This window comes from Larkinella humicola (genome assembly GCF_008727875.1).
Classification (GTDB): Bacteria; Bacteroidota; Bacteroidia; order Cytophagales; family Spirosomataceae; genus Larkinella; species Larkinella humicola.
The window spans coordinates 75246-100451 of record NZ_VTWS01000009.1 but is presented as its reverse complement, the minus strand read 5'-3'; the positions used below and the strand labels follow the sequence as shown (position 1 = coordinate 100451).

Below are 25206 nucleotides of genomic sequence, written 5' to 3'. Positions count from 1 at the left end.
GTCAGTCCGGCAGCTTGTACCCGAGCGAACTGCCAACGAAAGCCAGAAACCGCATGAGCCCGTGGGGCGGGTTGGCCGACTTGATTTCTTTTTCGTGGTCCACGAAAAGCATCGAAATCCGGATCAGGGAACCGAAGTTCTTTGGCGGCAGCGTCATTTTTCCACTGGTAATCAGGGTGTGCATCCGCCGGAAAAACCGCTCAAAACCGAGGGCAGGCTTGTGGATGTTGAGGAGCCGAACCGGTTCGGGATGTGAATTTTTGAGCGTATGCGGCACACCCGCCGGAACGGTTGCGGTTTCGCCCGGTTTGACCAGCCGCCATTGTCCGTCGATCCACACATCCAGCGTGCCTTCCAACACCTGATAGCTTTCCTCGGCCTGGGGGTGAATGTGCTGCGGAGGCCCCTCAAAACCGGGCACCAGCACATTAATGACTTCAAAAAAAGCCCCGTTGGTCTCTTGCGTGTCTTTGGTAATTTGCCACCACATGCCGGCGGCTGGAAAATCCAGAATTCGATCCGAATCCGTTTTGTCTAACTCTTTCATGGTCGCTGTTTTAAATAAGGGCAGGAGCCACCTGCCGGTGGAAAATGCAGTTTCCAGTGACCGGTTTTCAGGCCCTGGTTAGCGACACAAGGATACGGAAGCGGGGTGTGTAGGGAGGTGGACTATTGTCCGAAATGGTGGACTATTGTTTAATTGGGGCCAGAAAGCCGAAAACTGGCGGGCGAAATGCCGAATTCGTCGGAAAATACCCGGCTGAAATACTTGGGGTCTTCAAAACCGACGGCGTAGGCCACTTCTGAAATATTCAGATCCGAAGCGGCCAGCAGTTCTTTGGCTTTGCCCAGCCGAAGCGCCCGAATATACCGGGTCGTGGACATGCCGGTGAGGGCAACCAGCTTGAGGTGAAGCGTGGAGCGACTCATGCGCATCCGTTGGCAAATGGCCTCAATCGAAAAATCGGGATTGTCCAGCTGCTCTTCCAGCGCCGTCCGCAGCTTCAGCAGGAAAAGGTTTTCCAGTGGATCGGTTCCTTCGGCAACTGTCGGATCGGGTGCGCCGGTTTTTAGCGCCAGTTGGCTGTAATGCGCCTGCAGGATTCGCCGGGACTGAAGCTGGTTTTCCAGCACCACCCGCAATTCTTCCCGCTGAAAGGGTTTGGTCAGGTAAGCATCCGCGCCCCGCCGGAGCCCGCTGATGCGGTCGCTGGCAGCGGCTTTGGCGGTCAGTAACACGATGGGAATGTGGCTGGTGCGCGGATCGTTTTTCAATTCATCACACACTTGAAAACCGTCCTTCTGCGGCATCATGACGTCGCTCAAAAGCAGGTCCGGTATGGTTGAAAACGCCAGATCAATACCGGTTTGGCCGTTTTCGCCCCGAAGAATCCGGTACTCGTTCCCAAGGCAGGATTGGATGTACGTGGCGACATCGTCATTATCTTCCACCAGCAGCAGCACCGGTTTGTCACCGGCAACCGGAGCCTCCGGTTCGGTTTCGACCCGGTTTTGCGGGCTGATCAGAACAAGGCCGGTGGTCGCAACGTCGGTTGGCGTAACGTCGGTTGGCGGAGCCTTTTGGGTACGGGGCAAACTGACCACAAACTCGGCGCCCTCGCCGGGTAAACTCCGCACCGCCAGTCCGCCGTTCATCAGGAGCACCAGTTCGCGCACCAGCGACAGCCCGATGCCGGTTCCACCGGTTTCGGAAACCGGGCGGATGGAAACCTGAAAAAACCGGTCGAAAATGTGGCGCAAACTCTCGGGTTCGATGCCCGGCCCGGTGTCGCGCACCCGGATCGAAAACCAGGGTTCACTGCGGTGTTTGGTGGGAGAAATGTCCTCGTAAAAACCCTCGCCCGGCGGATTCCAGTTGTCGTGAATGACCAGATGGAAATACACGTCGCCCCCCACGGGGGCAAATTTCAGGGCATTCGTTAACAGATTCGAAAGAATGTCCTGTAGTTTATCCTGATCGAAATCCGTTTCGCAGGTTTCTACATCGGACCGGAAATGGAGTTGAATGGCTTTGCGGTCCGCCATCGACTGAAACGATTCGGCAAGGTACCGGCTGAAACGAACCAGATCCGACCGAACGGGCTGGAGTTGCATTTCGCCCGCTTCGAGTTTCGACAGATCCAGAATCTGGTTGATCAACCGCAGCAGGTTGCTCCCGTTGCGTTCGATCAGGTCGGATGCCTGTCGAATCCGGTTGGATGGCTCATCCCGTTTCAGTTCCGACGACATGCCCAGAATAACCGTCAGGGGTGTGCGGAATTCGTGGGAAATATTGGCAAAAAACCGGGATTTGGTTTCGTTCAGCCGTTGCAGCACCTGCGCCTGTTGGGCAATGATTTCTTTGTCGTCCTGAATTTGGGCGGTGGCCTGTCGGATTTCGGTTTGCAGTCGTTTCTGTTCCTGCTGGTGGTTCCAGATGCGCCACCGCAGCCAGCCCCAGATCCCGCCAATCAGCAGCAAAACCGTCAGGATCATAAACCAGATTTGTAGGTAAAAAGGCCGGAGAACCTCAATCGGAATCGTCAGTGTATTAGCCGACCACTGTCCGTTGGAAGCCTGCCCTTTGATCAGCAATTGATACGTGCCGTAGGGTAAGTTTCCGAGCCGCAGCGACGACTCCGCCTGGTGCGTCCAGGCATTGTCCAGACCCTTAAAATGATAGGCGTAGACGTTTTTTTCGGCATCGGCGTAATTCAGCAGCGCAAAATCGAGTACGGCAGTCTGGTCACCGGGTCGGATGGTGATTTGGTGAGTTTGGTTCAAATCGGCGGTTTTGTCAACGATCTGGTTGATGTTTTGGTCAAACTGCCGAAACCCAACGATTCGCATCGGGAGCGTAACGGGCGGTTTTTCGGCTTCCAAATCCCGTGGATCGAAGGCAGTAATACCGTTGAGGCCGCCGAAATAAATTCGCCCGGTTTTATCCTGAAAATGCGAAATCCGGTTGAATTCGTTGTGCGTAATGCCATCCTGCACAAAATACGTCCGGGTGGTCAGCCGAACCGGATCGAACCGCATAATTCCGTAGTCGCTGCTCATCCACAGATTGCCCCGCCGGTCGGGGTAAATCGCGTAAATATTATCGTTCGATAAGCCTTCCGAACGTCGGAACCGACGAAAGCGGTTTTTGGGGCGATCCCAGCGGATCAGGCCGGCATTGGCCGTCGCGAGCCAGTAAATGCCTTTCGCATCCTGGTAGACATGCTGAAAATTGTCGGCGGGCAGGTAAAAACCGCCTTTGCCGCCACTCCAGTAGCGGGCGGTGATGCCCCTGGCGGGGTCAACGACATACAAACCCGTGTTGGAACCAAGCCAGATGGTGCCCTGCCGGTCGGGCGCGATGTGGAGCACATGAGCCTGAGCCAGTTCTTTAAACTGATGATAAGCCGTAAATGGTTTTGACTGCCCGGTTTGAGTATCCACAAACCGGAGGCCGGTTGGCGTTCCGACCAACCAGGACGCCGGGGTAAGGGGATGGAGAGCCCAGATGGAGGACGCATCGGACAACGGGATAGTGGAAGAACGGCGCGATTGGGAATTATACTGAACCAGTTGATTCCCGTTTCCGGCGTAAATCTCTCCCTGCCCATCCGAGGCTAAGCCGTACGCAAAAACCGTGTTCCCGTACAACTTTTTGGGTAAGCCACCCGCTCCCGGAACCGCAAAGAGACCCCGTTTTTCCAGATTGGCGAAGACCTGATCGCCCAGCACGGTGATGCCCCGGGTCGCTGCTTGTTCTGCTTTATTACTTTCCTGGTAAAAGAACCGGTGAAAGTGATTGTGAGTTAATTTGACCTGGTAAACGCCGAAACTGGTTCCCAACCAGAATTGCCCGCTTCGGTCGCGGTAAAAACTCCGGTTTTCGATGGTTTCGCCGGAAGTCTGGCCGGCAATGGTGAGTAACGTTTGGTTGGTTGAGTCCCGTAAACTGATGCCATCCCAGATCAAACCGGTTCGATCGAATGGATAGCAAACAGGTCCAATATACCTTTTCATCGATTCGAGCAAAACCGATGACCACTCCCGCCGATGCCCCGATTCATCGACGCTAAAAAACTGGTGACGCTGTTTTTGGGCCGGATTATACACCGTGTAGAAGAATTCAATCCCGGCGTTTCGCTTTCCCAAGCACCAACTGACGACGTCTTTTCCGTGCGAAAACTGACGTAAAATACGCCCATCGGCGGTGAGTTCAACGAGCCGGTTTTCATCCGCAATCGCCCAGACGGTGTTGTGGGCGGTGGCCCGAAACGTGCCCAGCGACTTAAATTGCGGAAGCGAAACCACCCGCAGGCCCGAGGTCGGATGATAGGAGAGGAGCGCAGCGGGTTGGTAGTTTGTTAGATAAATGGTTCCGTTATCACTGCTCACCAAGCCCTGAAGATCCGTAAATGAAGTCGGAAGTTGTTGCTTTTCAAACCTTTTCTTTAACGCAATCGACTGGTTTGTCAGCGGATTAAATACCGCAATATTGGTTTGGCTTTTGAGGCCCATCAGCCACAAATTTCCGTCGGCGTCCCGGGCAATCGACTGAATATCATCAAAATAAAATCCGTTGTGGCCCTTGGTGAATGTGGTGAAGGTTTTGCCATCGAAGCGATTGAGACCGAACTTGGTTCCGAACCACATGAACCCCTGTTTGTCCTGAGAAATGGCATTCACTTCGCGGTGCGACAGGCCATTTTCCGGCCCGTAGTGTTTCACCGAGGCCGCGAACTGCTGGGCGTTTGCCAGCGTAAAAAAACTAAGAATCAGGCCTGTCAGAAGGCTCGCGGTTTTCAAGGTGGGTTTTGTCAAAGCCCGGAAAGAGAAAACAAATTTATAAATGAAAATCAATCGGAGCGGTGTCCTGATCGTTAAATGTACTTTTTAATTAAATGAAGAGACTTTTTGGGGAATAATAAATGTAAAATGATGAATGCTAAATGTAAAAGTGTTTCAGGCGCGTCAGCCCACTTTTACATTTAGCATTCATCATTTTACATTTATTATTTATTTTAAAAAACTGCTTCTCAATAATACCGCCCGATCAGCCGGTTTTCCACAATCTTCCGTTTCATTTCCAGCGGATCGATCGGCCCTTGTTTGCTGTAGACGATTTTGCCGCCCGGCTCCACCAGAATCGTGTAGGGCAAAGCGCCCTGCCAGTTGGGATCGATGGCTTCGATCAGCGCGTATTTGTCGTCCGAACTGAACAGGTAATTCTGGTTGGAGGCTTCCTTCTTCTTCAAAAATTCGAGGGCTTTGGCTTTTTTGTCGGGCTTGTCGGCCGAAACCGTCACGAACTCGAAATCCCGCTCGCGGTACATCCGGTCGATGGTGATGAACTCCGGAAATTCCTGCACACACGGCCCGCACCAGGTCGCCCAGACGTTGATCAGCCGCAGTTTGTCGGAATCGTTTTTGATCAGTTTTTTCAGACCAGCCACGTCCACATCGGCCAGGGAAACCGGTCGTTTCGCCCATTCAGCCTGCTGTTTCCTGATGTAATCACTCTTTTCGATCCATTTCACCGAACAGCCGAAGGTTTTGGTGGTGGCCATCGGCACCTTCTGACCGGCCAATACCGCATCCAGCGCCGTCCGGGCATCTTCGGCGTTGGCCGAGCCCGGTTTTTCCTTCGCATCGAACCGCCCGGCGTATTGCAGCTTGCGGTCTTTGTCGAAAATGAAAACGTGGGGCGTCGCCACCGGGCCGTATTTCTCCGACGTGGTTTGCGTGTCGCCGTCGTAGAGATACGGAAAATTATAGCCCTTCGCTTTGGCGCGCACCTTCATCTCGGCGAAACTGTCGCTCAGATCGGTGTAGCCCAGTTCGGCCAGGCTCACGGTGGCCGGGCTGTTGGGCGAAATGACGACAAAGTTCACCTTTTTCGGTTTGTAATCGGTCACCAACTGAATCAGGCGGTCTTCGTAGGCCTGCGCGGTGGGGCAGTGGTTACAACTGAACACGATGACCAGCGCGGGTGAACCGGCAAAGCTTTTCAGGCTATACTGCTTTCCGTCGACGCCGGGGAGCGAGAAATCCGGAGCCGAAGCGCCAATTTCCAGAGTTTTGTGATCCGCTTTCGGCATAAAAGCCAGCGTGCCGATCAGAACGACCAGTCCGGACAGTCGGTACAGCCTTTTGATGAAGAGATTGATACTCATCGGAATAGTTCGTGTTGTGTAGGAATACTCTACTTTAACCTGAAAATAATGAAATAAAACCATACGGGAAAAATCCATACCGGAATCTGACGGTTTGTGGGCTAAAAATGCGGATTCAACCGACTATCTTTTGAAACAAATGGCCGGTAAACTACTTTTAGCAAACGGTTCAACGCCCTCGCATCCGGCCCATACGAAACGAGAACAACCCGATTCCGTGAACAAAGTGACCCTGACCCAACCCGGCAACCGGGTCGAGCCCATCAACGACAAATGGCTGCAAATCATCGGCACACCGGTGGCGGTTTTGCCGTTCGTGTTTTTTTACATGAATGAATACGGCTACGATTGGCGTCTCTTTGCGCAGGCTTTTCTCTGGGGACTGGTTTCAACCGCCTGTGCCTGGCAATTGCTGCGGTGGTGGGTGATGAAGGTGCGGGTGCGCTATGCCGACCGGACGCAGTTCCGGCAACGCATCCTGACGACGTTTCTGGGGTATTCGCTGCTGATCATTCCTGTACAACCCATCGAAACCTGGGTGGTGAGCCATGTTGATTTTACGGGGATGGTTACGCCGGCCGAATTTCCGCGCGTTTACCTGATTCACATCGGCATGGCGCTTTTGTTTGCCCTGCTGGTGGGGGTGATTTACGAGAGTATGTACTACCTCCAGAAAAACCGGGAAGCGATCACGGAAGCCGAAGCGCTCAAAAAGGCGACCTTGCAGAGCCAGTACGACACGCTGAAAAACCAGGTCAACCCGCATTTTCTGTTCAATTCGCTCAATTCGTTGTCGTCACTCATTACCGAGGACAAAAAACAGGCCGGGGCGTTTCTGGACGAACTGGCGAGCGTCTACCGGTATTTGTTGCAGGAAGGCGAGCGGGAATTGACTTCGCTCCGCAGCGAGGTGGCGTTTATCCGGTCGTATCTGTTTCTGATTCAAACGCGGTTTGGCCCGGCCATTTCGTACGACATTCAGGTGGAAGACCGGTTTCTGGACGATATGCTGCCCCCGTTGACGCTCCAGACGCTGGTCGAAAATGCCATTCGGTACAACGTCATTTTGCCCGAAAAACCGTTGCGGCTGACGATTGAGACCCTGGGAGACGGTGAGTTGCTGGTCACCAATCCGATTCAGCGCAAACCGCTCCGCGTAACGGCCATTCCCATCGGACTGGGGACGCTCACCGACCGCTTCCGCCGATTGGGCCTGCCCGCGCTGGAAATCAAAGACGACGGCGAGGAGTTTCGGGTGCGGGTTCCGCTGTTGCGGAGGTAGTAAATTCGGTTTACGGTTTTCAGTTTACGGTAGCTGACGCATACTTCCTGGCGGGTTTTGCAGCGCGTTAGTCCCGGCGAGGAACCGCACCGTAAACCGTAAACTGAAAACCGTAAACCATTTTTAAACCAAGTAAACAACAACCATGAACACGTTAAAAATCAGTTTCTTCGCGGCTCTGTTGAGCAGCACCGTTGGAATGGCCCAATATGTTCCGCTGGGCGCCATCACGTCGTGGACCGACGGCTATGTCGTAACGACCGACAACGATACCATTCGCGGGAAAGTCCGGGTGGGCGCGATGGTGAATGACGCCCCGGCCAGCGTCGTAGTGCGCACGGCCGACGACAAAAAAATAACCTTCAAAGGCGAGAAACTCCGTCTGGTGGCCCAGGACATTCCAAAATTTGCCTATGCTACCGGGGCCATTCCCCGCGTACGGGAGCAGGTGGTTTTTGAGCGGGTGCCCAATCCGCGCAAAGACGGAAAAACCGCTCTGCTCGAACGGCTGAGCCATCCGGGCAAAATTACGCTGTACTTCGACGCCAGCGGCTGGAAGAAAAGCGCGGAGTATACCTTCGGCAATTTCACGATCGGCACCAATCCGAAAGACCTCAGCTTTGTGGTGGTGAAAGACCAGACCAACGCGCGCATCGTGAAAAAAGGAACCATCGACGAGGAACACGAGGCTTTGTTTGGCGACTGCCCGGCCTTTGTGCGGCAGTTTCCGGCCGCCACGCGCCGGGACTGGAACCGGTTTGGCGAGATCGTGGAAGCGTATAACCGGACGTGCGTGATCGGAACGGCGTTGAACTGACGGTTTCCCAAAAAAAATGCGAGGGGTTGTAGCGTTCGTTCCGCGCGTTACGTCATGGGTTTAGTAAACACTAAACAGACTTATTTCCATGAAAATCCATTCCATTTTATCCAGCTTCCTGATGGTTCGAAAAATGTCCGCTCTGTTGAGTCTGGCCGTCCTGTTGACGCTCGGGGCCTGTAACCAGGATTCGGCCAACGAACCCGCCCCGTCGGACAAAGACCTGACGAGTTTGCAAAAAAGTGCCGAAGAATTCGACCGGGCCATGAACGCCCGTACCAAAGCCGAAGGAACCCAGTTTACCATCGAGAACGTCACCCGTGACGGCAACATCCTGACGGTGAAAGTGAAAGGCGGTTGTTCGCCCGAATCCTTCAAGGCCGTCTGGAACGGGGTCGAAATCATGATTTATCCGCCGACGATCCACCTGGCGCTGATTCATGAAACCGGCGACGTTTCCGGCTGCCCGACCGATCTCGTACACACGCTCAAAATTGACGTTACCAAAGTGATTGGTGAAGGCGATCATTCCAATACAACCTTTGTCGTCTATAACGGGTCGAAGGTGCAGGACACCACGCTGAACCCGGACGGCACCGTTTCCAATTCCAACCGGTAAAATACCACTCATATCCGGAACGGTGGGCCGTCGGGCTCACCGTTCTTTGTTATCGCCCGCAGCCGGTGATATGGCACCAGATTGTACTCCTTTTGAACGACAACTCATCGAAGGATGCCGGAACGGCAGCCCGCAGCACCAGGAAATGTTTTACAAACATTTTTACGGGTTTACAATGGCCATTGCGTTGCGATACCACCCGGCCCGGCAGGAAGCGGGCAGCGTGGTCAACGATAGTTTTATGAAAGTCTTCGACCGGATCGACCGGTATGCGTTTGACGAAACGTTCAAAGGCTGGCTGCGCCGGATTGTGGTCAATACCGCCCTCGATCATTACCGGAAACTGACCAGGCACGCCCAAGCCCTCGATCCGGAACAGGCCGACAGCCAGGCCGTTGCCCTCGAAGATTCGGTCATTAGCCAACTCACGGCGGAGGACATTCTGAACCTGCTCCAACACCTTCCCGACCACTACCGCATGGTGTTTAACTTATACGAAATCGAAGGCTATTCGCACGACGAAATCGCCCGGCAACTCAATCTGTCGGTCAGCTCGTCGCGGGTTTACCTGGTTCGGGCGAAAGAAAAACTTGCCCGGTTGGTGAAAAATTATTTCCCGAATCACAATGAAAGATTCTATCCATAAACGGCTGACCGATCAGATCCGAAAGACGATGGGACGGTATGAACCGGCTTACGAGCCCGGTTCGTGGGAGGAATTTCAGCGGCTCCGGCGCAAACGGCAGCAGCGGCAACCGCTGGTCTGGTTCCGGTATGCGCTGGCGGCCTGTCTGTTGCTCGGCGTTCTGGGCGTGCCGGTTTGGCTGTATGTCGGTCGGCAGGATTCGGAATCCCTGGCAAAAAATCAACCCAAAACCGGTTTTTCGGGAAAGAAAACCGTTCCGTCGTTGGTGGAGAAGCACCGGGTAGAAGGAGCGGGGTTAATCTATAAAAAGGAACCCGTTGAGCCTGATGGAAAACCGCTGCTTTCGCTTTCCACTCCTGGAGTCGTGCGCGACCCCGGTTTTGCCCCTAAAGTTGTTCTTGACCCCGGTCCTAAAGGGGACTTGGACGCGGCAAAATCTGGATTCAGAAAGTCCCCTTTAGGGCCGGGGTCGCGCACGACTTTAGGGGCAAGGCCGGTGCCGCGCACGACTTTAGACGCAAGGCCAGAACCAATTGCCGTTCGCATTCGCCCCGACGAATCAATCAGCCAAACCGGCTCGTATGACTTCATCACGCCACGATCCATACCGATCACCCAGCGCCCGCTCCGGCCTTTGGGACTTCCCTTGAGTCTATGGACTGACCAACCGGTGGTGGCAAAAATAGACCGGTCTAAAATGGGGCAAAAGCCCATTTGGGGCGTTAGTCTGGCCCCGCAGTCGGTATATGCCGCGGGAAGTTCGGCATCGCCAGCCGTGGGGGGCGGACTTTTTTCCGAAATTCCGATCAGCCGCCGGTTTAGCCTGTCGACCGGGTTGTCGATGGCGCAGCAAAAATTCGGAACCGCCGGGCCGGAAGTGTTCGTTGTTTCGACGATTCCCCAGTTGATTTCGACCAGCATTCGGCTCACGGCGGTCGATCTGCCGCTGAACATACGGTTTCGACCCAAAAAATCGGCTAATTTGGGCTTCTACGCCGAAGCGGGCCTGTCGTCCGTCGCCTTTCTGAACGAACAGTACGCTTACACCTACCAGCAGCAAAAAGAGGTGACGGTGGTGGTGATGGGAACCAACGGGCAGGAACAAACGACCACACAGTTCGTGACGGCGCAGGAAACGATAAACCAGGCCGCACCGGCTTTCCAGAAAATTTACTGGGGTCGAATCCTCAATCTGTCCATCGGCGTGGAACGCCGGATCGGCACCCAATTTCGCTTATCCGCTGAACCGTATCTGAAATATCCGATCGGGCCGTTTACGCGGGAAAACCTTCTGCTTGGTTCGGGGGGCGTCAGCCTGCGGCTGGGTTTTCAGTCTGTCCGGTGATTGCAATTGACAGCGAATCTGGTTCTGGTACCATTTCTGGCCGGAACCAGATTTTTTTCGTCTAGTATAAGGCTCTTACTTTCAGCAGGTTAAAATCTTATTTAAAAACATTCTTACTAATAATCTTATAACCAGTCTAAATAGTATTTACATTTACGGCAGAATAACCTTTTATCGAATCCATCATGTTCAAATTAAATGTACTTGCCCGATACATTCCCATTGTGTTGGTAACCGCCAGTCTGATCGCCTGTAGCAAAGACGACGATGACAATGGCATCACACCGCCTGAGAACCTGCGTTCGGCTATCGACTATTCCAAATTAACGGACACTACGGCCTACGCCAACTTCTTTGCGGATGTCAGCGGTGCCAAAACCGTCGATCTGACACCGGGTAGCACCCAACTCCTGATGTTTCGCGCCATCAATACCTACAACGGCACGGCGGTAGGAACCGGCGCCACGCTGGATTCGACCGTATTGAAAAATATGTTTTCCAACACCGGCAACCCCTTTACCGATGCGGCTTTGAATACGTCCGGCGTTAACCTGCGGTCGATTTTTGCCTCGTCATTGCCAGCGGCTGATGCCGAAAAAGAACGCAAAACACTGGAAGCCGCTTTTGGACCGATTGCCACCGCCAGCAAATCCGTAACGGCCATCGCGTCGGAAGGCAAAGCGGGCAAGCTCGTAACGGGAACCAGTTCCTATCTGGTGGACGCCAGAGGCATTGAGTGGGGCCAGATCATCCAGAAATCGATGATTGGCGGCATGCAGGTCGATTACATCAGCAACGTGTTGCTGAGCGACAAGAACCTGGCACTGGACAATTCCAAAGTGGTAACCGGTAAAAAATACACCGAACTGGAGCACAACTGGGATCAAATTTTCGGCTTGCTGACGGCCAATCCGGTTTATGGCAGCAAAGCAACGGCTACGTCGTCCGGCGAAAGTTTCATCGGTTCGTACCTCTGGGAATACAATAAAGAAGACTTCCCCAAAATCCACACGTCCTTGCTGAAAGGCCGGGCGGCTATTGTCAACAACGACCCGACGACCCTGAAAGCGCAGGTGGCTATTCTACGCCCGGCCCTGGAAAAAGCCCTGGCTGCTGCGGCTTTAGGCTATCTGGGGAAATGGAAAACGAACGCAACCAACGACGCAGCCCGTGCCCACGCCATCGGCGAAGGACTGGGATTCATTTACTCGCTGCGGTTTTGCAAAGTAAACGGGGCTGATGCGGCTTTCTCGGACACCATTCTGGCGGGACTGATCCTGGCACCGAACGGTTTCTGGGGGCTGACCAACACCAAAATCGATGCAGCCGCTGCGGCCATCCGGACGAAGTTCAAGATCACGAATTAATGTAGGGTTTATGGTTTTCGGTTTTCAGGTTACGGTGGCTGACGCGCGCTTCATACACGTCAGCCACTGTAAACAGTATACCGAAAACCGTAAACCATTTTTAAGTATGGCACATTTCAGTTGGAAAACCGTCGGTTTTTTGTTTGCTTTTTTGGGGTTGGTCTGGGCTTGTTCGACCAGCAAGGATACGCCCGATCCGGACCCCGATCCGAATCCTACAAACCCTGTTGGCACCGACCGCAAGGCGATGCTGACGCACCTGGCGGACAACATCATTCTGCCGGGCTACGCCAATTTTAAAACCAAATTTGACCTGATGCGGGCGAAGTCGGAAGCCTTTGCGGCCAAACCCGACCCAACCACGCTGACGGAATTCCGGCAGGCCTGGGTCGATGCTTATACCGAATGGCAAAAAGTGGAGCTGTTCGATGTCGGCCCGGCAGAATCGCAGACACTCCGGTATTTTTTTAACATCTATCCCGCTAACGTGACCGGGATTGAGGAGAATATCGTCTCGGGTTCGGCGGTGATGGACTTGCCAGCCGCGTACCCCAAACAGGGTTTTCCGGCTTTGGATTACCTGATCAATGGCCTGGCGGCCACCGACAATGCCATCCTGCTGCGGTATACGACGGCTGCGGATGCGGCCAAACGGATTGCCTACCTGAAGCGAATCACCACCCAGATGAACACAGTTTTTACCGCCGTTCTGACCGAGTGGACAACCGGTGGCTACCGGGACAAGTTTGTGAACTGTACCGGCATCGACGCGGGGTGCTCAACCTCGAAACTGGTCAATGGGTATGTACTTCATTATGAGCGGTATATCCGTTCGGGGAAATTCGGAATTCCGACGGGCGTGATGGCCAGCGGCACTCCGGCTCCCGAAAAAGTGGAAGCGTTTTACAAAAAAGACCTGTCGTTGGTTCTGGCCAAAACCGCCCACCAGGCCGCCATTGATTTTTTCAACGGGAAAGACGTGAAAACGGGGCAGGAGGGACCCGGTTTTAAAAGCTACCTCAACGCTCTGGGCGCCAAAGACAGCCAGACCGGGAAGTCGCTGGTGGAGGTGATCAACGCGCAGTTTGAATCGACCAACGCGAAACTGAATGCGCTGAAACCGAATCTGCACGACGAAATTAAGACGAATAATGCTGCGGTGGTGGCGGTTTACACCGAAATGCAGAAAGCCGTACGAATGCTGAAAGTGGACATGACGTCGGCCATGAGCATCACCATCACCTACGTGGATACGGACGGCGACTGATGGGCCGGTATTTTCGGACATACACCTCAGCGGCTCCTTTGGCCGTTTTCCGAATCGCCTTTGGTGTAATGCTCCTGGGCAGTGTCGTTCGTTTCTGGGCAAAAGGCTGGATCGAAGAGCTTTACATCAAACCGGCTTTTTTCTTTCCGTATTACGGTTTTGAGTTCATCGAACCGCTCGGCGAATACACCTATCTGCTGTTTGCCGTCTGCGGTCTCAGCGCGCTGCTGGTGGCCCTTGGCTGGTTCTACCGGGTGGCTTCCGTGCTGCTTTTTCTGAGCTTTACGTACATCGAACTAATGGACAAAAGCACCTACCTGAATCACTATTATTTTGTGAGCCTGGTAGCGTTTCTGCTGATCTTCCTGCCCGCTAACGTCTATTTTTCGGTGGATACTTACCGAGATCCCCGTCGGTTTTATGACCAGATTCCCCGCTGGACGATCGACAGTTTGCGGCTGCTGATGGGGATCGTTTACCTCTACGCTGGGCTGGCCAAACTGAACTCCGACTGGCTGCTGGAAGCGCTTCCGCTCCGGATCTGGTTGCCCGGTCGCAACGATTTACCCATCATCGGTTTTCTGTTCAACTACCGAGAAACGGCGTATGCGTTCAGTTGGCTTGGCGCGCTCTACGACCTGAGCATTCCGTTTTTGCTGCTCAACCGCATCACGCGCCCGTTTGCCTACGTCGCCGTGGTGGTTTTTCACGTGCTGACCGTCATTCTGTTTCCCATCGGCATGTTTCCGTACATCATGATCGTGGCGGCTCTGATCTTTTTCTCCGCCGGTTTTCACCAACGCATCATTGCGGTTTTATGCCGTCTGCTGCGCCTGCCAGATAACCTTTTAGAGCGTCATAAGATATTGATTTATAACGGGCTACAGTCCAAGAGACTGTTATCCGTGCTGGCTCTGTTTTTCATCATCCAACTCCTTTTTCCCTTTCGGTATACGCTCTATCCCAACGAGTTATTCTGGTCGGAAGAGGGCTACCGGTTTTCGTGGCGGGTGATGCTGATGGAAAAAATGGGGCATGTTCAATTCAAAGTCGTGGACGAATCGGGGCGGCAGGCCGTCGTCAACAACCACGAATACCTGACGCCTTTGCAGGAGAAAATGATGGCGACGCAGCCGGATATGCTGGTTCAGTTTGCGCAGTATCTGCGGGATCAGTACGCCCGGAAGGGTTTTCAAAACCCGAAAGTTTTTGCCGATACCTACGTCAGTCTGAATGGTCGACTGGGCAAACCGTACATTGACCCGACGGTCAACCTGGCGCAGGAAACCGACTCGTTCCGGCCCAAAAAGTGGATTTTACCCTTTGGCGATGAAATTAAAGGTTTATAGATCGATTGCCCCTAAAGTCGTACGCGACCCCGGTCCTAAAGGGGACTTGGACGCGGCAACATCCAGATTCAGAAAGTCCCCTTTAGGGGTATTTTTGCTATTCTTTCTAATTGCAAATGCCGGTCTGGCCCAACACACGCTGCGGGGGCTGGTTCATGAAAAAACGAGCAATGCGCTGGTCGATGGGGCCAGCGTCTACCTGAAAGGCTCCCGGACTATTTTTATGACCGACAGTTTGGGGCAGTTCACCATTCCCAATTTAAAAAGCGGCACCTACCAACTCCAGTTTTTCTCCCTGAATCACAAACCGTTTAAAACCGAACTGACGGTTCGCTCGGATACGACGCTTGACATTTCGCTGGAAAGTTCTGAAAAAACGCTCCGGGAAGTGACCGTTACGGCCCAGCAGGGCAGTTTCGGCATGACCCGGCTGCGCGAAGTGGAAGGCACGGCCATTTTTGCCGCCAAAAAATCGGAAGTGATTTTGCCCGACAACCTGGTCGCCAACCTGGCCACCAACAACGCCCGGCAGGTGTATGCGCGGGTGGCCGGTCTGAACATCTGGGAAAACGACGGGGGCGGTTTGCAACTGAGCATCGGCGGCCGGGGCCTCGACCCCAACCGGACGTCGAACTTCAACGTCCGGCAAAACGGCTACGACATCAGCGCCGACGCCCTGGGCTATCCCGAAAGTTATTACACCCCGCCGACGGAGGCACTGAAACGCATCAAGATTGTGCGCGGAGCCGCTTCGCTGCAATACGGAACGCAGTTTGGCGGGTTGCTCAATTTCGAAATGCGCCAGCCCGTTACCGACCGAACCATTGAAGTGACGTCACGGCAAACCGTGGGGTCGTTCGGTTTTTTCAACTCGTTCAACAGCGTGAGCGGCACGGCTAAAAAGCTGAGTTATTACGCCTTTTTTCAGTATAAACGGGCGGACGGCTGGCGGCCCAATTCGCATTTCGACAGCAAAACCCTCTATGCCGATCTGCACTACCAGTTGACCGACGACGCCAAAATCGGCCTGGAAGTGACGCACATGGACTACCTGGCCCAGCAACCGGGCGGGTTGAGCGACGCCATGTTCCGGGACGATCCCCGGCAATCGAACCGGGAACGAAACTGGTTTAAAGTGGACTGGAACCTGTTCAATGTGCATTACGACTGGAAAGTAAACCGCCGGTCGGACATCAACCTGCTGGCGTTTGGCGTGGTGGCGTCCCGGTATTCGCTGGGTTTTCGGCCCAACCGCGTGGCAACGGTCGACAATGAAAGCGTGGAGCGGGATCTGATTGCCGGTGATTTCCGAAACTGGGGTTTTGAAGGGCGGTTTCTGAACCGGTATAAACTGGGCCAAAAAGACGGCGTTATTCTGGTCGGAACCCGGTATTACCACGGTTTCAACCACAGCCGACAAGGCGTTGGCCCAACGGGCAAAAACGCAGATTTTACGTTCGTCGAACCCGATCAACTCACGTCGTCCGACTACCGTTTCCCGAACCGAAACGTTTCGTTTTTTGCCGAAAATGTGCTTTTCCTGAACTCGAAAGTATCCATAACGCCCGGTCTGCGCTACGAACACATCCGCACCACAGCCGACGGTTTCTACGGCAACGTCGTCCGCGATCTGGCGGGCAACATCATCGATATTACTAAAACGCAGGAGAAACGGGTCAATCCGCGCGGTTTTCTGATTGCCGGTATTGGCCTGAGTTACAAGCCGTCGGCTCAGCTTGAAGCCTACGGGAACATCTCCCAGAATTACCGATCGATTACGTTCAGTGACATGCGAATCGCGAACCCGTCGGCGGTGATCGACCCCAATTTGCAGGATGAACGCGGTTTTTCGGCGGATGTGGGCGTGCGGGGTGAGAAAAACGAAGTGCTGAATTATGACCTGAGTCTGTTTGCGCTCAACTACGGAAACCGCATTGGCGAAGTGCAGTTTTACGACGAAAACGACCGTGTTCTGCGCAAACGGACCAACATCGGCCGGGCGTTGATCGTGGGGCTGGAGTCGTATGGCGAAGTGGAACTGTTGCGGCTGTTAGAAAACCAGTCCGATCGCTGGGGCTGGTCGGTTTTCGGCAATCTGGCCCTGATTCGTTCGCGGTATGTCAACAGCCAGATTCCGGGGGTAGAAGGCAATGAAGTCGAGTTTGTTCCCGCCGTCAACCTCAAATCGGGCATGCGGTGGAGCTACCGCAACCTGAAAGCATCGTTCCAGTTTACGTACCTGACCGACCAGTTTTCCGACGCGACGAACGCCATCGATGGCGGTTTTTCGGGGGTTGTCGGACGCATACCGGCCTATCACATCATGGATTTTTCGCTGTCGTGGACTTACCGGTGGCTCAAACTGGAAGGCAGCGTCAACAACCTGACGAATGAATTTTATTACACCCGCCGGGCAACGGGCTACCCCGGTCCGGGAATTTTGCCGTCCGACGGGCGGGCGTTCTTCCTGACGGTTGGCGTAAAATGGTGATGAAACCCTGACAGCGGTCGAAGACCCTGTCAGCGGTTAGGTGACAGGGTCTTTAGCTGCTGACAGGGTCTTTAGCCGCTGACAGGGTCTTTAGCCGCTGACAGGGTCTTCGACCGCTGTCAGGGCTATAATACTTTGCTCAACAGTTGTGGTCGTTCGTTCACCACTTTCAGAATCAACTCCCCGAACAACGTATTGGACCAGGCAAACCATTTGCGGGTGAACTTCGCCGGATCGTCTTTGTCGAAGGATTCGTGCATGAAACCGGTGTTGGCGTGGGTCTTTTTCAACTGGCGGAGTTGCGCCAGAATCTCCTGATCGTCGGTGGAGGTGAGTGCGCGCATGGTCAGGCTCATGGGCCAGATGTTGTTCACCAGCGTGTGCGGACTGCCGATGCCTTCGGCGGCTTTTCCCCGGAAATAATACGGATTGTCGGCGCTGAGCGAAAACCGGCGGGTGTTTTTATAGATGGGATCGCTGGCCGAAACCGCTCCCAAATACGGTAATGAAATCAGATTGGGCACATTGGCGTCGTCCTGCAGCAGATGATTGCCAAATCCATCGACTTCCAGCGCGTACAGTTTGCCGAATTTCGGATGCGTATAAACGGCGTATTGCTTCAACGCTTTCTCCACTTCGTCGGCCAGCGCCCGGCATTCGTTCGCAAAAGCCGCATCGGGTTTAATTTTATCAGTCATGGTGGCCACCTGCCGGAGCGATACCACCGCAAACCAGTTGGACGGCACCAGAAACGGGAAAACCGTGGCGTCGTCGGAGGGGCGGAAAATGCTGTGAATCAACCCGACCGGGCGCGTTGGATTGCCGTAGCCATTGCCCGGAACGGTATCCGTCGACCACGACGTTTCGCGGCCAAATTTGTAGGGACCTGGTCCGGTTTTGCGCTGCTGTTCGCGGCAGGTTTTCACGACCAGCCGCATGGCGTCGGCCCAGTCGGCATCAAAAGGGCTGGTGTCGCCGGTGGTTTGCCAGTAGTGATACGCCAGCCGGATGGCGTAGCAAAGGGAGTCGAGTTCCCACTTCCGCTCGTGCAAACCCGGTTTCATGGCCGTAATGTCCTTCTTCCATTCACCTTCCTTTTTCGGGTCGGAATAGAACGCGTTGGCGTACGGGTCGAGTTTGATGCACTGCGTTTGCCGCCGGATCACGCCCGCAACCAGCTTCCGCAGGGGTTCATCGTCTTTAGTCAACGGCAAATACGGCCATACCTGGGCAGTGCTGTCGCGCAGCCACATGGCGTCGATGTCGCCCGTAATAACAAATGTATCGGGTTTGCCGCCAGCCTCACTGAACTGGACGGTGGTGTCGAGCGTGTTGGGAAAGCAATTTTCAAAAAGCCAGGCCAGTTCGGGATCTTTGACGGTTTTCTTCACGCGTTCAATCGCCCGTTCGACGGCGGCACTGGTGAAGTTGCGTTTGTCGGCGGCCACCCGAACCACCGGGAAAGCGGGTTCGCGGGTTGCAAAAACCGGCTGAACACCCAGCAGGATACCGGCACTGGCTCCGGCGGATTGTTGAATAAAATGACGACGATTCATACTCGGTTGGCTGGTGATGGGAACGCTGATTGAACGGATCAAAACAGATTCAATCCGTTTAATCTGTCAAATCCGCGTTCCTATTACCAAAAGTAGGAAATAAATGGCTTTCGAACGGGCCTTTTTCCAGCCGCCACCAAACTGTCCAGATGCGTACAGACATTGTCCAAAAACGGACAGAACAATTAGTTTCCGGTTTTAAAAACATATGTCTATTTGCCGGAAACGCCCCTTTTCCGGTTTGGCAAAAGATTTGATATACGGAAATAGAAGAAATCAATCAGACTCTTAACCCAACTGGTTTTGGCTCATGCGACGCAGTGATCTAGGCGAATTTGAAGAAGTGGTTTTACTGGCCGTGGCCGTGCTGGTGCCAAAAGCGTATTCCGTGATGATTGCGGAAGAGCTGGAACGGGAAACCGGCCAGACCGTCAGTACCGGAGCGGTTCACGCGGCTCTGCAACGCCTGGAGCAAAAGGGCTATGTGACCTCGGTGCTGGGCGAAGCAACGGCGGAGCGCGGGGGACGCCGGAAGCGGCTGTTCACCGTTTCGGCGCTGGGCGGCCGGGTACTGACGGAAGTTCGCTCGGTCCGAAACCGGCTCTGGGATCGCATTGTACCGCCAACGCTGCTGGAGTGGAGCTAGGATAATGATCAAAAATTATAAATATCAAATGTAAAATGATGAATGTAAAAGGCTTCTAAAAACCGGACCCGGTAGAGTAACTTTTACATTTAATATTCATCATTTATTATTTGAAATTGGAAAAATGAAGTCCTCCCAAACCCCAAAACCGAATCGTCGGACCGGAATGCCGGACCACGCGCCCCGCTGGCCGGACCGCCTGCTCACCTGGCTGATTGCTCCGCACCTGCGCGAGGAGGTACTGGGCGATCTGCACGAGCGGTATCAGTTGCGGGTGCAGCGGCTGGGTGAAGCCAAGGCCCGGCGACGGTATTGGCGGGATCTTCTGGCCTATGTGCGGCTTTCGATGATCAAACGACAATCTTCTGACTACCCAACCCCTTTTTTTCTAACGCCCGGTATGCTACGCAATTATGTAAAAATCGCCTTTCGCAATCTGGTCAAGAATCCGGTTTTTTCCGCCATTAACGTGATTGGCCTGGCGCTGGGCATGATCTGCTGCCTGTTTATTTTTCTTTGGGTGCAGGATGAAGAGAGCGTCGATACTTTTCATGCGAACGGCAAAAACCTGTATACGGCCTATCAGACCTTTTCAAGCCCTGGGAAGGTGGATGGAAAATACGGAACGCCCATGCGGGTGGTGAACCAGCGCGCGGTTTTTTTACTGGAGGATGTGAAATCCGCGGTTCCCGAAGTGCAAAACACCGTCTTTTATGCTACGGGGTATGAACTGCCGTGGGGGCATCCCGAAACGTTTCAGACGGGGGAAAAGAAATTCAAACTGGAGGGTTCCCGCGCGAGCCGGGATTTCTTTAAAATGTTCAGCTATCCATTGATTGCGGGTCATGCGGAAACGGCCCTGAACGACATCGGCGGTATGGCTATTTCCCGAAAAATGGCCGAGCTGTTTTTTGGCAGTCCCCAGAATGCGCTGGGTAAAAGTCTCCGGTATGAGAACAAACTGGATTTCAGGGTAACGGCAGTTTTTGAAAATTTGCCGGTACAAAGCTCGCTGAAATTCGATTTTCTGCTTACCTGGGAAGCCCAAAAAAGTAAACTGGAATGGGCTTCCAACGACTTCCGGACGTATGTGCAACTGGCGGAAACGGCAGACCCCAAAACCGTCGAGACGAAAATCAACCGGTTTTTGCAACCCCGGCTGGCCAGGAATACCGGCGTTACAACCCAGATCGGGCTTCAGCCGTTTGGCGAACAGTATCTGCACGGCAATTTTGTGAATGGTAAACCCGATGGCGGACGCATCGAATACGTCCGGATTTTTAGTGGTGTCGCCCTGTTTATCTTACTCATTGCCTGTATCAATTTCATGAATCTGGCCACAGCCCGTTCCGTCAAACGGGCCAAAGAGGTGGGCGTTCGGAAAGTGCTGGGCTCAACACGCGGCCACCTGATCGGGCAATTTTTTGGCGAAGCGTTGCTGCTCGCGTTTCTGGCCATGCTGGTTACGTTGTTGCTGGTAACGCTTTTCATGCCCCTCTTTAATGCGTTCACAGGCAAACAGATTGCCTCGCCCCTCACCCAACCTTCCTTCTGGGTTTCGCTGCTTGGCCTGACGGTCTTCACCGGCACGATCGCGGGGAGTTACCCGGCACTCTTTCTGTCTTCGCTGCAACCGGTTCGCATTCTGAAAGGGGTTTTGCGGTTTACGCAAAGCGCCATCTGGTTTCGGCAGGGATTGACGGTTTTTCAGTTCGGACTGGCTATTATTCTCCTGGTGGCCACCATCGTCGTATCCCGGCAGACCCGCTACGTACAGGACACGCATCTGGGTTATGATCGCGAAAACCTGCTGTACGTCCGGATTGAAGGTGAACTGATGACGCAGCGCAACTATCTGTTATTTAAAGAACAGGTCTCCAGAATGCCGGGTATTGCACTGGTCGACCGCAGCAGCGAAGCTCCGCACGTCATGGGATTTGTGGTGGATGCCAACGACGGAGCGGCCAACACCAGCCAGGATGCGATCAATTGGGAAGGCAAGGAAAAGAATGTTTCCGTGGGCTTCAAACCCACCTCGGTCGGCTTCGATTTTGTGAAGCTCATGAACCTGAAAGTGGCCCAAGGTCGCGATTTCTCCCGAGCCAACGCGACCGATTCGACCGATGCCTTCCTGGTGAATGAAGAAGCGGTGAAGCAGATGGGGCTGAAAAAGCCCATCGGGAAATGGATCTCCGCCTGGCAAAAAAAGGGGCATATCATTGGTATCCTCAAGGACTATCACACGCACTCGCTGCACGAGCCCATCAAACCGCTGGTGATGGATGTGAAGGAATACGAGTATTTCGGGGTGATCCTCGTGCGCACCGAAGCCGGCAAGACCAAAGAAGCACTGGCCAGTTTGGGAAAAGTATATAAAGAACTGAATCCAAACTACCCCTTTGCGTATCAATTCATCGATCAGGAATACGAAAAACTGTACCGCAGCGAAGAGGTGATGGCGAAGCTTTCCAATGTGTTTGCGGTTCTGGCGATTCTGATTTCCTGTCTCGGTTTGTTGGGTCTGGTCATGTTTTCCACCGAGCAGCGCACCAAAGAAATCGGGATTCGGAAAGTGCTGGGTGCTTCGGTAAGCCAGATCATCATGCTCTTTTCCCGGGATTTTCTTCGGCTGGTCTGGATTGCCATTCTGATTGCCTCGCCCATCGCCTGGTATGCCATGAATCAGTGGCTACAAAGTTTTGCCTACAAGATTGATATCGCGTGGTGGATTTTTGCCGCATCGGGTTTTGGCGCGCTGGCCGTTACGCTGCTGACGGTGAGTTTTCAAAGCATCAAAGCCGCCTTGATGAATCCGGTGAAAAGTCTGCGGAGTGAGTGAAAATGAGGGGAATAATAAATGCAAAATGCTAAATAATAAATGTAAAAGTATGACCAGGGAAGCACGTTGAAAGCGTGCGGAGCCACTTTAATATTTAACATTCATCATTTATTATTTGAAATTCATTTTATGAAAACCCCAAAACCGCCCTCCTGGCCTGACCGACTGCTTTCCTGGCTGGTGGCTCCGCACCTGCGCGAGGAGGTGCTGGGCGACCTGCACGAACGGTTTCACCGGCGGGTGGAGCGGCTGGGCGAAGCCCAAGCCCGGCGACGCTACTGGCGGGAAGTGCTGGCGTATCTGCGGTTGTCAAACCTGAAACGAAAACCATCGGCGTATTCTTCACCATTCTATCTAAGCCCTGTCATGCTACGAAATTATTTCAAAATCGCGCAACGAAACCTGCTGAAACACAAGGGCTATTCGCTCATCAACATTGGCGGGCTGGCCACGGGCATGGCAGTGGCGATGCTCATTGGCTTGTGGATATACGACGAATTGTCCTTCAATACATACCACCAAAAGTATGACCGCATTGCCAAGGTGATGCAAAGTGCGGTCGTGAACGGAGAGTTTGGGGCCGGAGAGTACATGCCCATTCCGTTGGGAAATGAACTTCGCACCGCGTATGCCGATGATTTTATATCCGTGGTGCTGTCTTCCTGGACCCGCGAGCATATCCTGGCCTATGGCGACACAAAATTGACGAAAACGGGGAATTTCATGAGCCCGGAAGCGCCCGATCTGCTGACCCTGAAGATGCTCAAAGGGACGCGGGAAGGACTGCGAGATCCGTCGTCCATTCTCCTGTCTCAATCCGTTTCTGACGTGCTTTTTGGGGATGCAGACCCGCTGGGCAAAATCGTGAAGATCGATAATAAGCTGAACGTCAAGGTAACCGGTATTTACGAGGATTTACCGCACAACACCGCGTTTCGGGACATGACATTTATGGCACCCTGGGATTTGTACGTTTCGTCGGAGTCCTGGGTGAAGCAGGCGCAGGACAACGCCGACTGGGGGAACAACTCCTGGCAAATTCTGGCTCAGCTTGCAGCGAAATCTGATTTTGAAGCTGTTACGGCAAAAATTAAAAATCTAAGGCTAAAGCATGTTCCCGAAACGGCGTATATGAAGCCGGAAGTTTTTTTGCATCCGATGAGCCGCTGGCATTTGTATACGGGCTGGGACAAATCCGGTAACGTAGAGGGCCGGATTCAGTACGTCTGGTTATTCGGCATCATCGGCGTCTTTGTGCTCTTTCTGGCCTGCATCAACTTTATGAATCTCTCGACGGCCCGGTCGGAAAAGCGGGCGAAAGAGGTGGGAATCCGCAAAGCCATTGGCTCCCTCCGAAGCCAGTTGATCAGCCAGTTCTTCAGCGAATCCCTGCTGGTGGTGGCGATTGCCTTTGTGATCTCGTTGCTGCTGGTGCAGCTCATGTTGCCGTTCTTCAACGAGGTGGCCGATAAAACCATTGCGATTCTGTGGGCCAATCCCATTTTCTGGCTTTCCGGGATCGGTTTCAGCTTTCTGACCGGCATCCTGGCGGGCAGTTATCCGGCGTTTTACCTGTCGTCTTTCCTGCCCGTCAAAGTGCTGAAGGGTACTTTTCGGGTGAGCCGGTTTGCTTCCATTCCCCGGAAGGTGCTGGTCGTCGTTCAGTTCACGGTTTCCGTCACGCTGATCATCGGTACGATCATTGTTTTTCGCCAGATCCAGTACGCGAAAAACCGGCCAATTGGCTACGACCGCAGTGGCCTGATTACGATTACCATGAATACACCGGAATTGTACGGACGTTATAATGCCTTGCGCAACGAACTTCTGCAAACGGGGTCGGTCACGGAGATGTCGACCGCTTCGACCCCGGTAACGAATTTGAATTCACGGCTGATCGGGTTCGACTGGGAAGGCAAAGACCCCAATTTGAAGGAGCAATTCGGGACGGTTGCCGTGTCCCATGATTTTGGGAAAACCGTCGGTTGGCAATTCATCGAAGGGCGCGATTTTTCCCGGGCCTTTTCAACGGATTCGTCGGGCATGGTGCTGAACGAAACCGCCGTCCGGTACATGGGCCTGAAAGATCCGGTAGGCAAAACGGTCAAATGGAATGGAAAACCGCATCGGATTATCGGCGTGGTCAAAGACCTGGTGATGGGCTCGCCTTTCGAACCGGTTTATCAGACGGTTTTCCTGTTGAGCTATGAGTGGGCCAGCGTGATCAATATCCGCTTGAACCCCAACCAGAGTGCCAGTGAATCGATGGCTAAAATTGAAACCGTCTTTCGCCAGTTCAATCCCGGTAGTCCTTTCGATTACAAGTTCTCGGATCAGCAGTATGCGTTGAAATTCGCCACCGAAGAACGGATTGGCCGACTGGCTTCGGTGTTTGCTGCTCTGGCCATTTTCATCAGTTGCCTGGGCTTGTTCGGGCTGGCGTCGTTCGTCGCCGAGCAGCGCACCAAAGAAATTGGGGTCCGCAAAGTGCTGGGAGCCTCGGTCTTCAACCTCTGGCGGTTATTATCCAAAGATTTTGTGATGCTGGTCGTGATCGCCTTCGGGATCGCTACGCCCATTGCCTGGTATTTCCTGCATCACTGGCTGCAAAAATACGACTACCGCACGGAAATCTCCTGGTGGATTTTTGCGGTTTCGGGCTTCGGTGCCCTGGCGATTACATTGCTGACAGTGAGCTTTCAGAGCATCAAAGCCGCCCTGATGAATCCGGTAAAAAGTCTGCGAAGTGAATGAGAATGACGGGAATCATGAATGCAAAATGCTAAATAATAAATGTAAAAGTATGACTCAG

Annotated in this window: 16 protein-coding genes; 12 read left to right on the top strand and 4 right to left on the bottom strand. The window is 53.6% G+C overall.

From position 1 onward, the window contains the following. Position 1 precedes the first annotated feature (1 nt). From F0P93_RS27135 to F0P93_RS27125, 3 genes are all read right to left on the bottom strand, one after another. The gene (locus tag F0P93_RS27135) at positions 2–547 is read right to left on the bottom strand and encodes a cupin domain-containing protein (RefSeq protein WP_150880912.1); all 546 of its coding nucleotides are present in this window, start codon (positions 545–547) and stop codon (positions 2–4) included. Between the two features lie 149 nt (positions 548–696). Then, positions 697–4803 (bottom strand): two-component regulator propeller domain-containing protein, encoded by a 4107-nt coding sequence (locus tag F0P93_RS27130; RefSeq protein ID WP_150880911.1) that lies wholly within the window; start codon positions 4801–4803, stop codon positions 697–699. Positions 4804–5033: 230 nt separating this feature from the next. Further along, positions 5034–6170: a redoxin family protein gene (locus F0P93_RS27125; protein WP_150880910.1), complete on the bottom strand. Its 1137-nt coding sequence runs from the start codon at positions 6168–6170 to the stop codon at positions 5034–5036. A 217-nt stretch (positions 6171–6387) separates the two neighbouring features. Here F0P93_RS27125 and F0P93_RS27120 point away from each other — a divergent pair, with 217 nt between their 5' ends. From F0P93_RS27120 to F0P93_RS27080, 9 genes are all read left to right on the top strand, one after another. After that, complete coding sequence (locus F0P93_RS27120) at positions 6388–7452, top strand: sensor histidine kinase (RefSeq protein ID WP_191908930.1); 1065 nt, start codon at positions 6388–6390, stop codon at positions 7450–7452. A 145-nt stretch (positions 7453–7597) separates the two neighbouring features. Further along, a complete protein-coding gene (locus F0P93_RS27115) occupies positions 7598–8269 on the top strand; it encodes a hypothetical protein (RefSeq protein WP_150880908.1) in 672 nt (223 codons plus the stop codon). An 88-nt stretch (positions 8270–8357) separates the two neighbouring features. Next, positions 8358–8888 (top strand): hypothetical protein, encoded by a 531-nt coding sequence (locus F0P93_RS27110; protein WP_150880907.1) that lies wholly within the window; start codon positions 8358–8360, stop codon positions 8886–8888. Positions 8889–8958: 70 nt separating this feature from the next. Continuing rightward, positions 8959–9534, top strand: coding sequence for an RNA polymerase sigma factor (locus tag F0P93_RS27105; protein ID WP_150880906.1), 576 nt, complete (start codon positions 8959–8961; stop codon positions 9532–9534). After that, complete coding sequence (locus F0P93_RS27100) at positions 9515–10879, top strand: outer membrane beta-barrel protein (protein ID WP_150880905.1); 1365 nt, start codon at positions 9515–9517, stop codon at positions 10877–10879. The genes F0P93_RS27105 and F0P93_RS27100 overlap by 20 nt, the downstream gene beginning before the upstream one ends. A 185-nt stretch (positions 10880–11064) precedes the next feature. After that, on the top strand, positions 11065–12246 hold the full coding sequence (locus tag F0P93_RS27095; RefSeq protein ID WP_150880904.1) for a DUF4856 domain-containing protein: 1182 nt from the start codon (positions 11065–11067) through the stop codon (positions 12244–12246). A gap of 106 nt (positions 12247–12352) precedes the next feature. Further along, positions 12353–13513 carry an imelysin family protein gene (locus F0P93_RS27090; RefSeq protein ID WP_150880903.1) on the top strand — a complete coding sequence of 387 codons (1161 nt, stop codon included), beginning with the start codon at positions 12353–12355 and terminating at the stop codon, positions 13511–13513. After that, the gene (locus F0P93_RS27085) at positions 13513–14862 is read left to right on the top strand and encodes an HTTM domain-containing protein (RefSeq protein ID WP_150880902.1); all 1350 of its coding nucleotides are present in this window, start codon (positions 13513–13515) and stop codon (positions 14860–14862) included. The genes F0P93_RS27090 and F0P93_RS27085 overlap by 1 nt, the downstream gene beginning before the upstream one ends. Positions 14863–14956: 94 nt before the next feature. After that, complete coding sequence (locus F0P93_RS27080) at positions 14957–17353, top strand: TonB-dependent receptor (protein ID WP_225309665.1); 2397 nt, start codon at positions 14957–14959, stop codon at positions 17351–17353. A 125-nt stretch (positions 17354–17478) separates the two neighbouring features. Here the strand turns inward: F0P93_RS27080 and F0P93_RS27075 are convergent, their stop codons facing one another. Then, entirely contained in the window at positions 17479–18909 is a 1431-nt protein-coding gene (locus F0P93_RS27075; protein ID WP_150880900.1) for a glycoside hydrolase family 125 protein, read from the bottom strand. A gap of 310 nt (positions 18910–19219) precedes the next feature. Between F0P93_RS27075 and F0P93_RS27070 the strand changes: the two genes are divergently transcribed. From F0P93_RS27070 to F0P93_RS27060, 3 genes are all read left to right on the top strand, one after another. Beyond that, positions 19220–19555, top strand: coding sequence for a PadR family transcriptional regulator (locus F0P93_RS27070; RefSeq protein WP_138994623.1), 336 nt, complete (start codon positions 19220–19222; stop codon positions 19553–19555). Positions 19556–19679: 124 nt separating this feature from the next. Beyond that, the gene (locus F0P93_RS27065) at positions 19680–22394 is read left to right on the top strand and encodes an ABC transporter permease (RefSeq protein WP_225309664.1); all 2715 of its coding nucleotides are present in this window, start codon (positions 19680–19682) and stop codon (positions 22392–22394) included. Positions 22395–22523: 129 nt separating this feature from the next. Next, positions 22524–25148, top strand: coding sequence for an ABC transporter permease (locus F0P93_RS27060; RefSeq protein WP_150880899.1), 2625 nt, complete (start codon positions 22524–22526; stop codon positions 25146–25148). Positions 25149–25206: the final 58 nt, after the last annotated feature.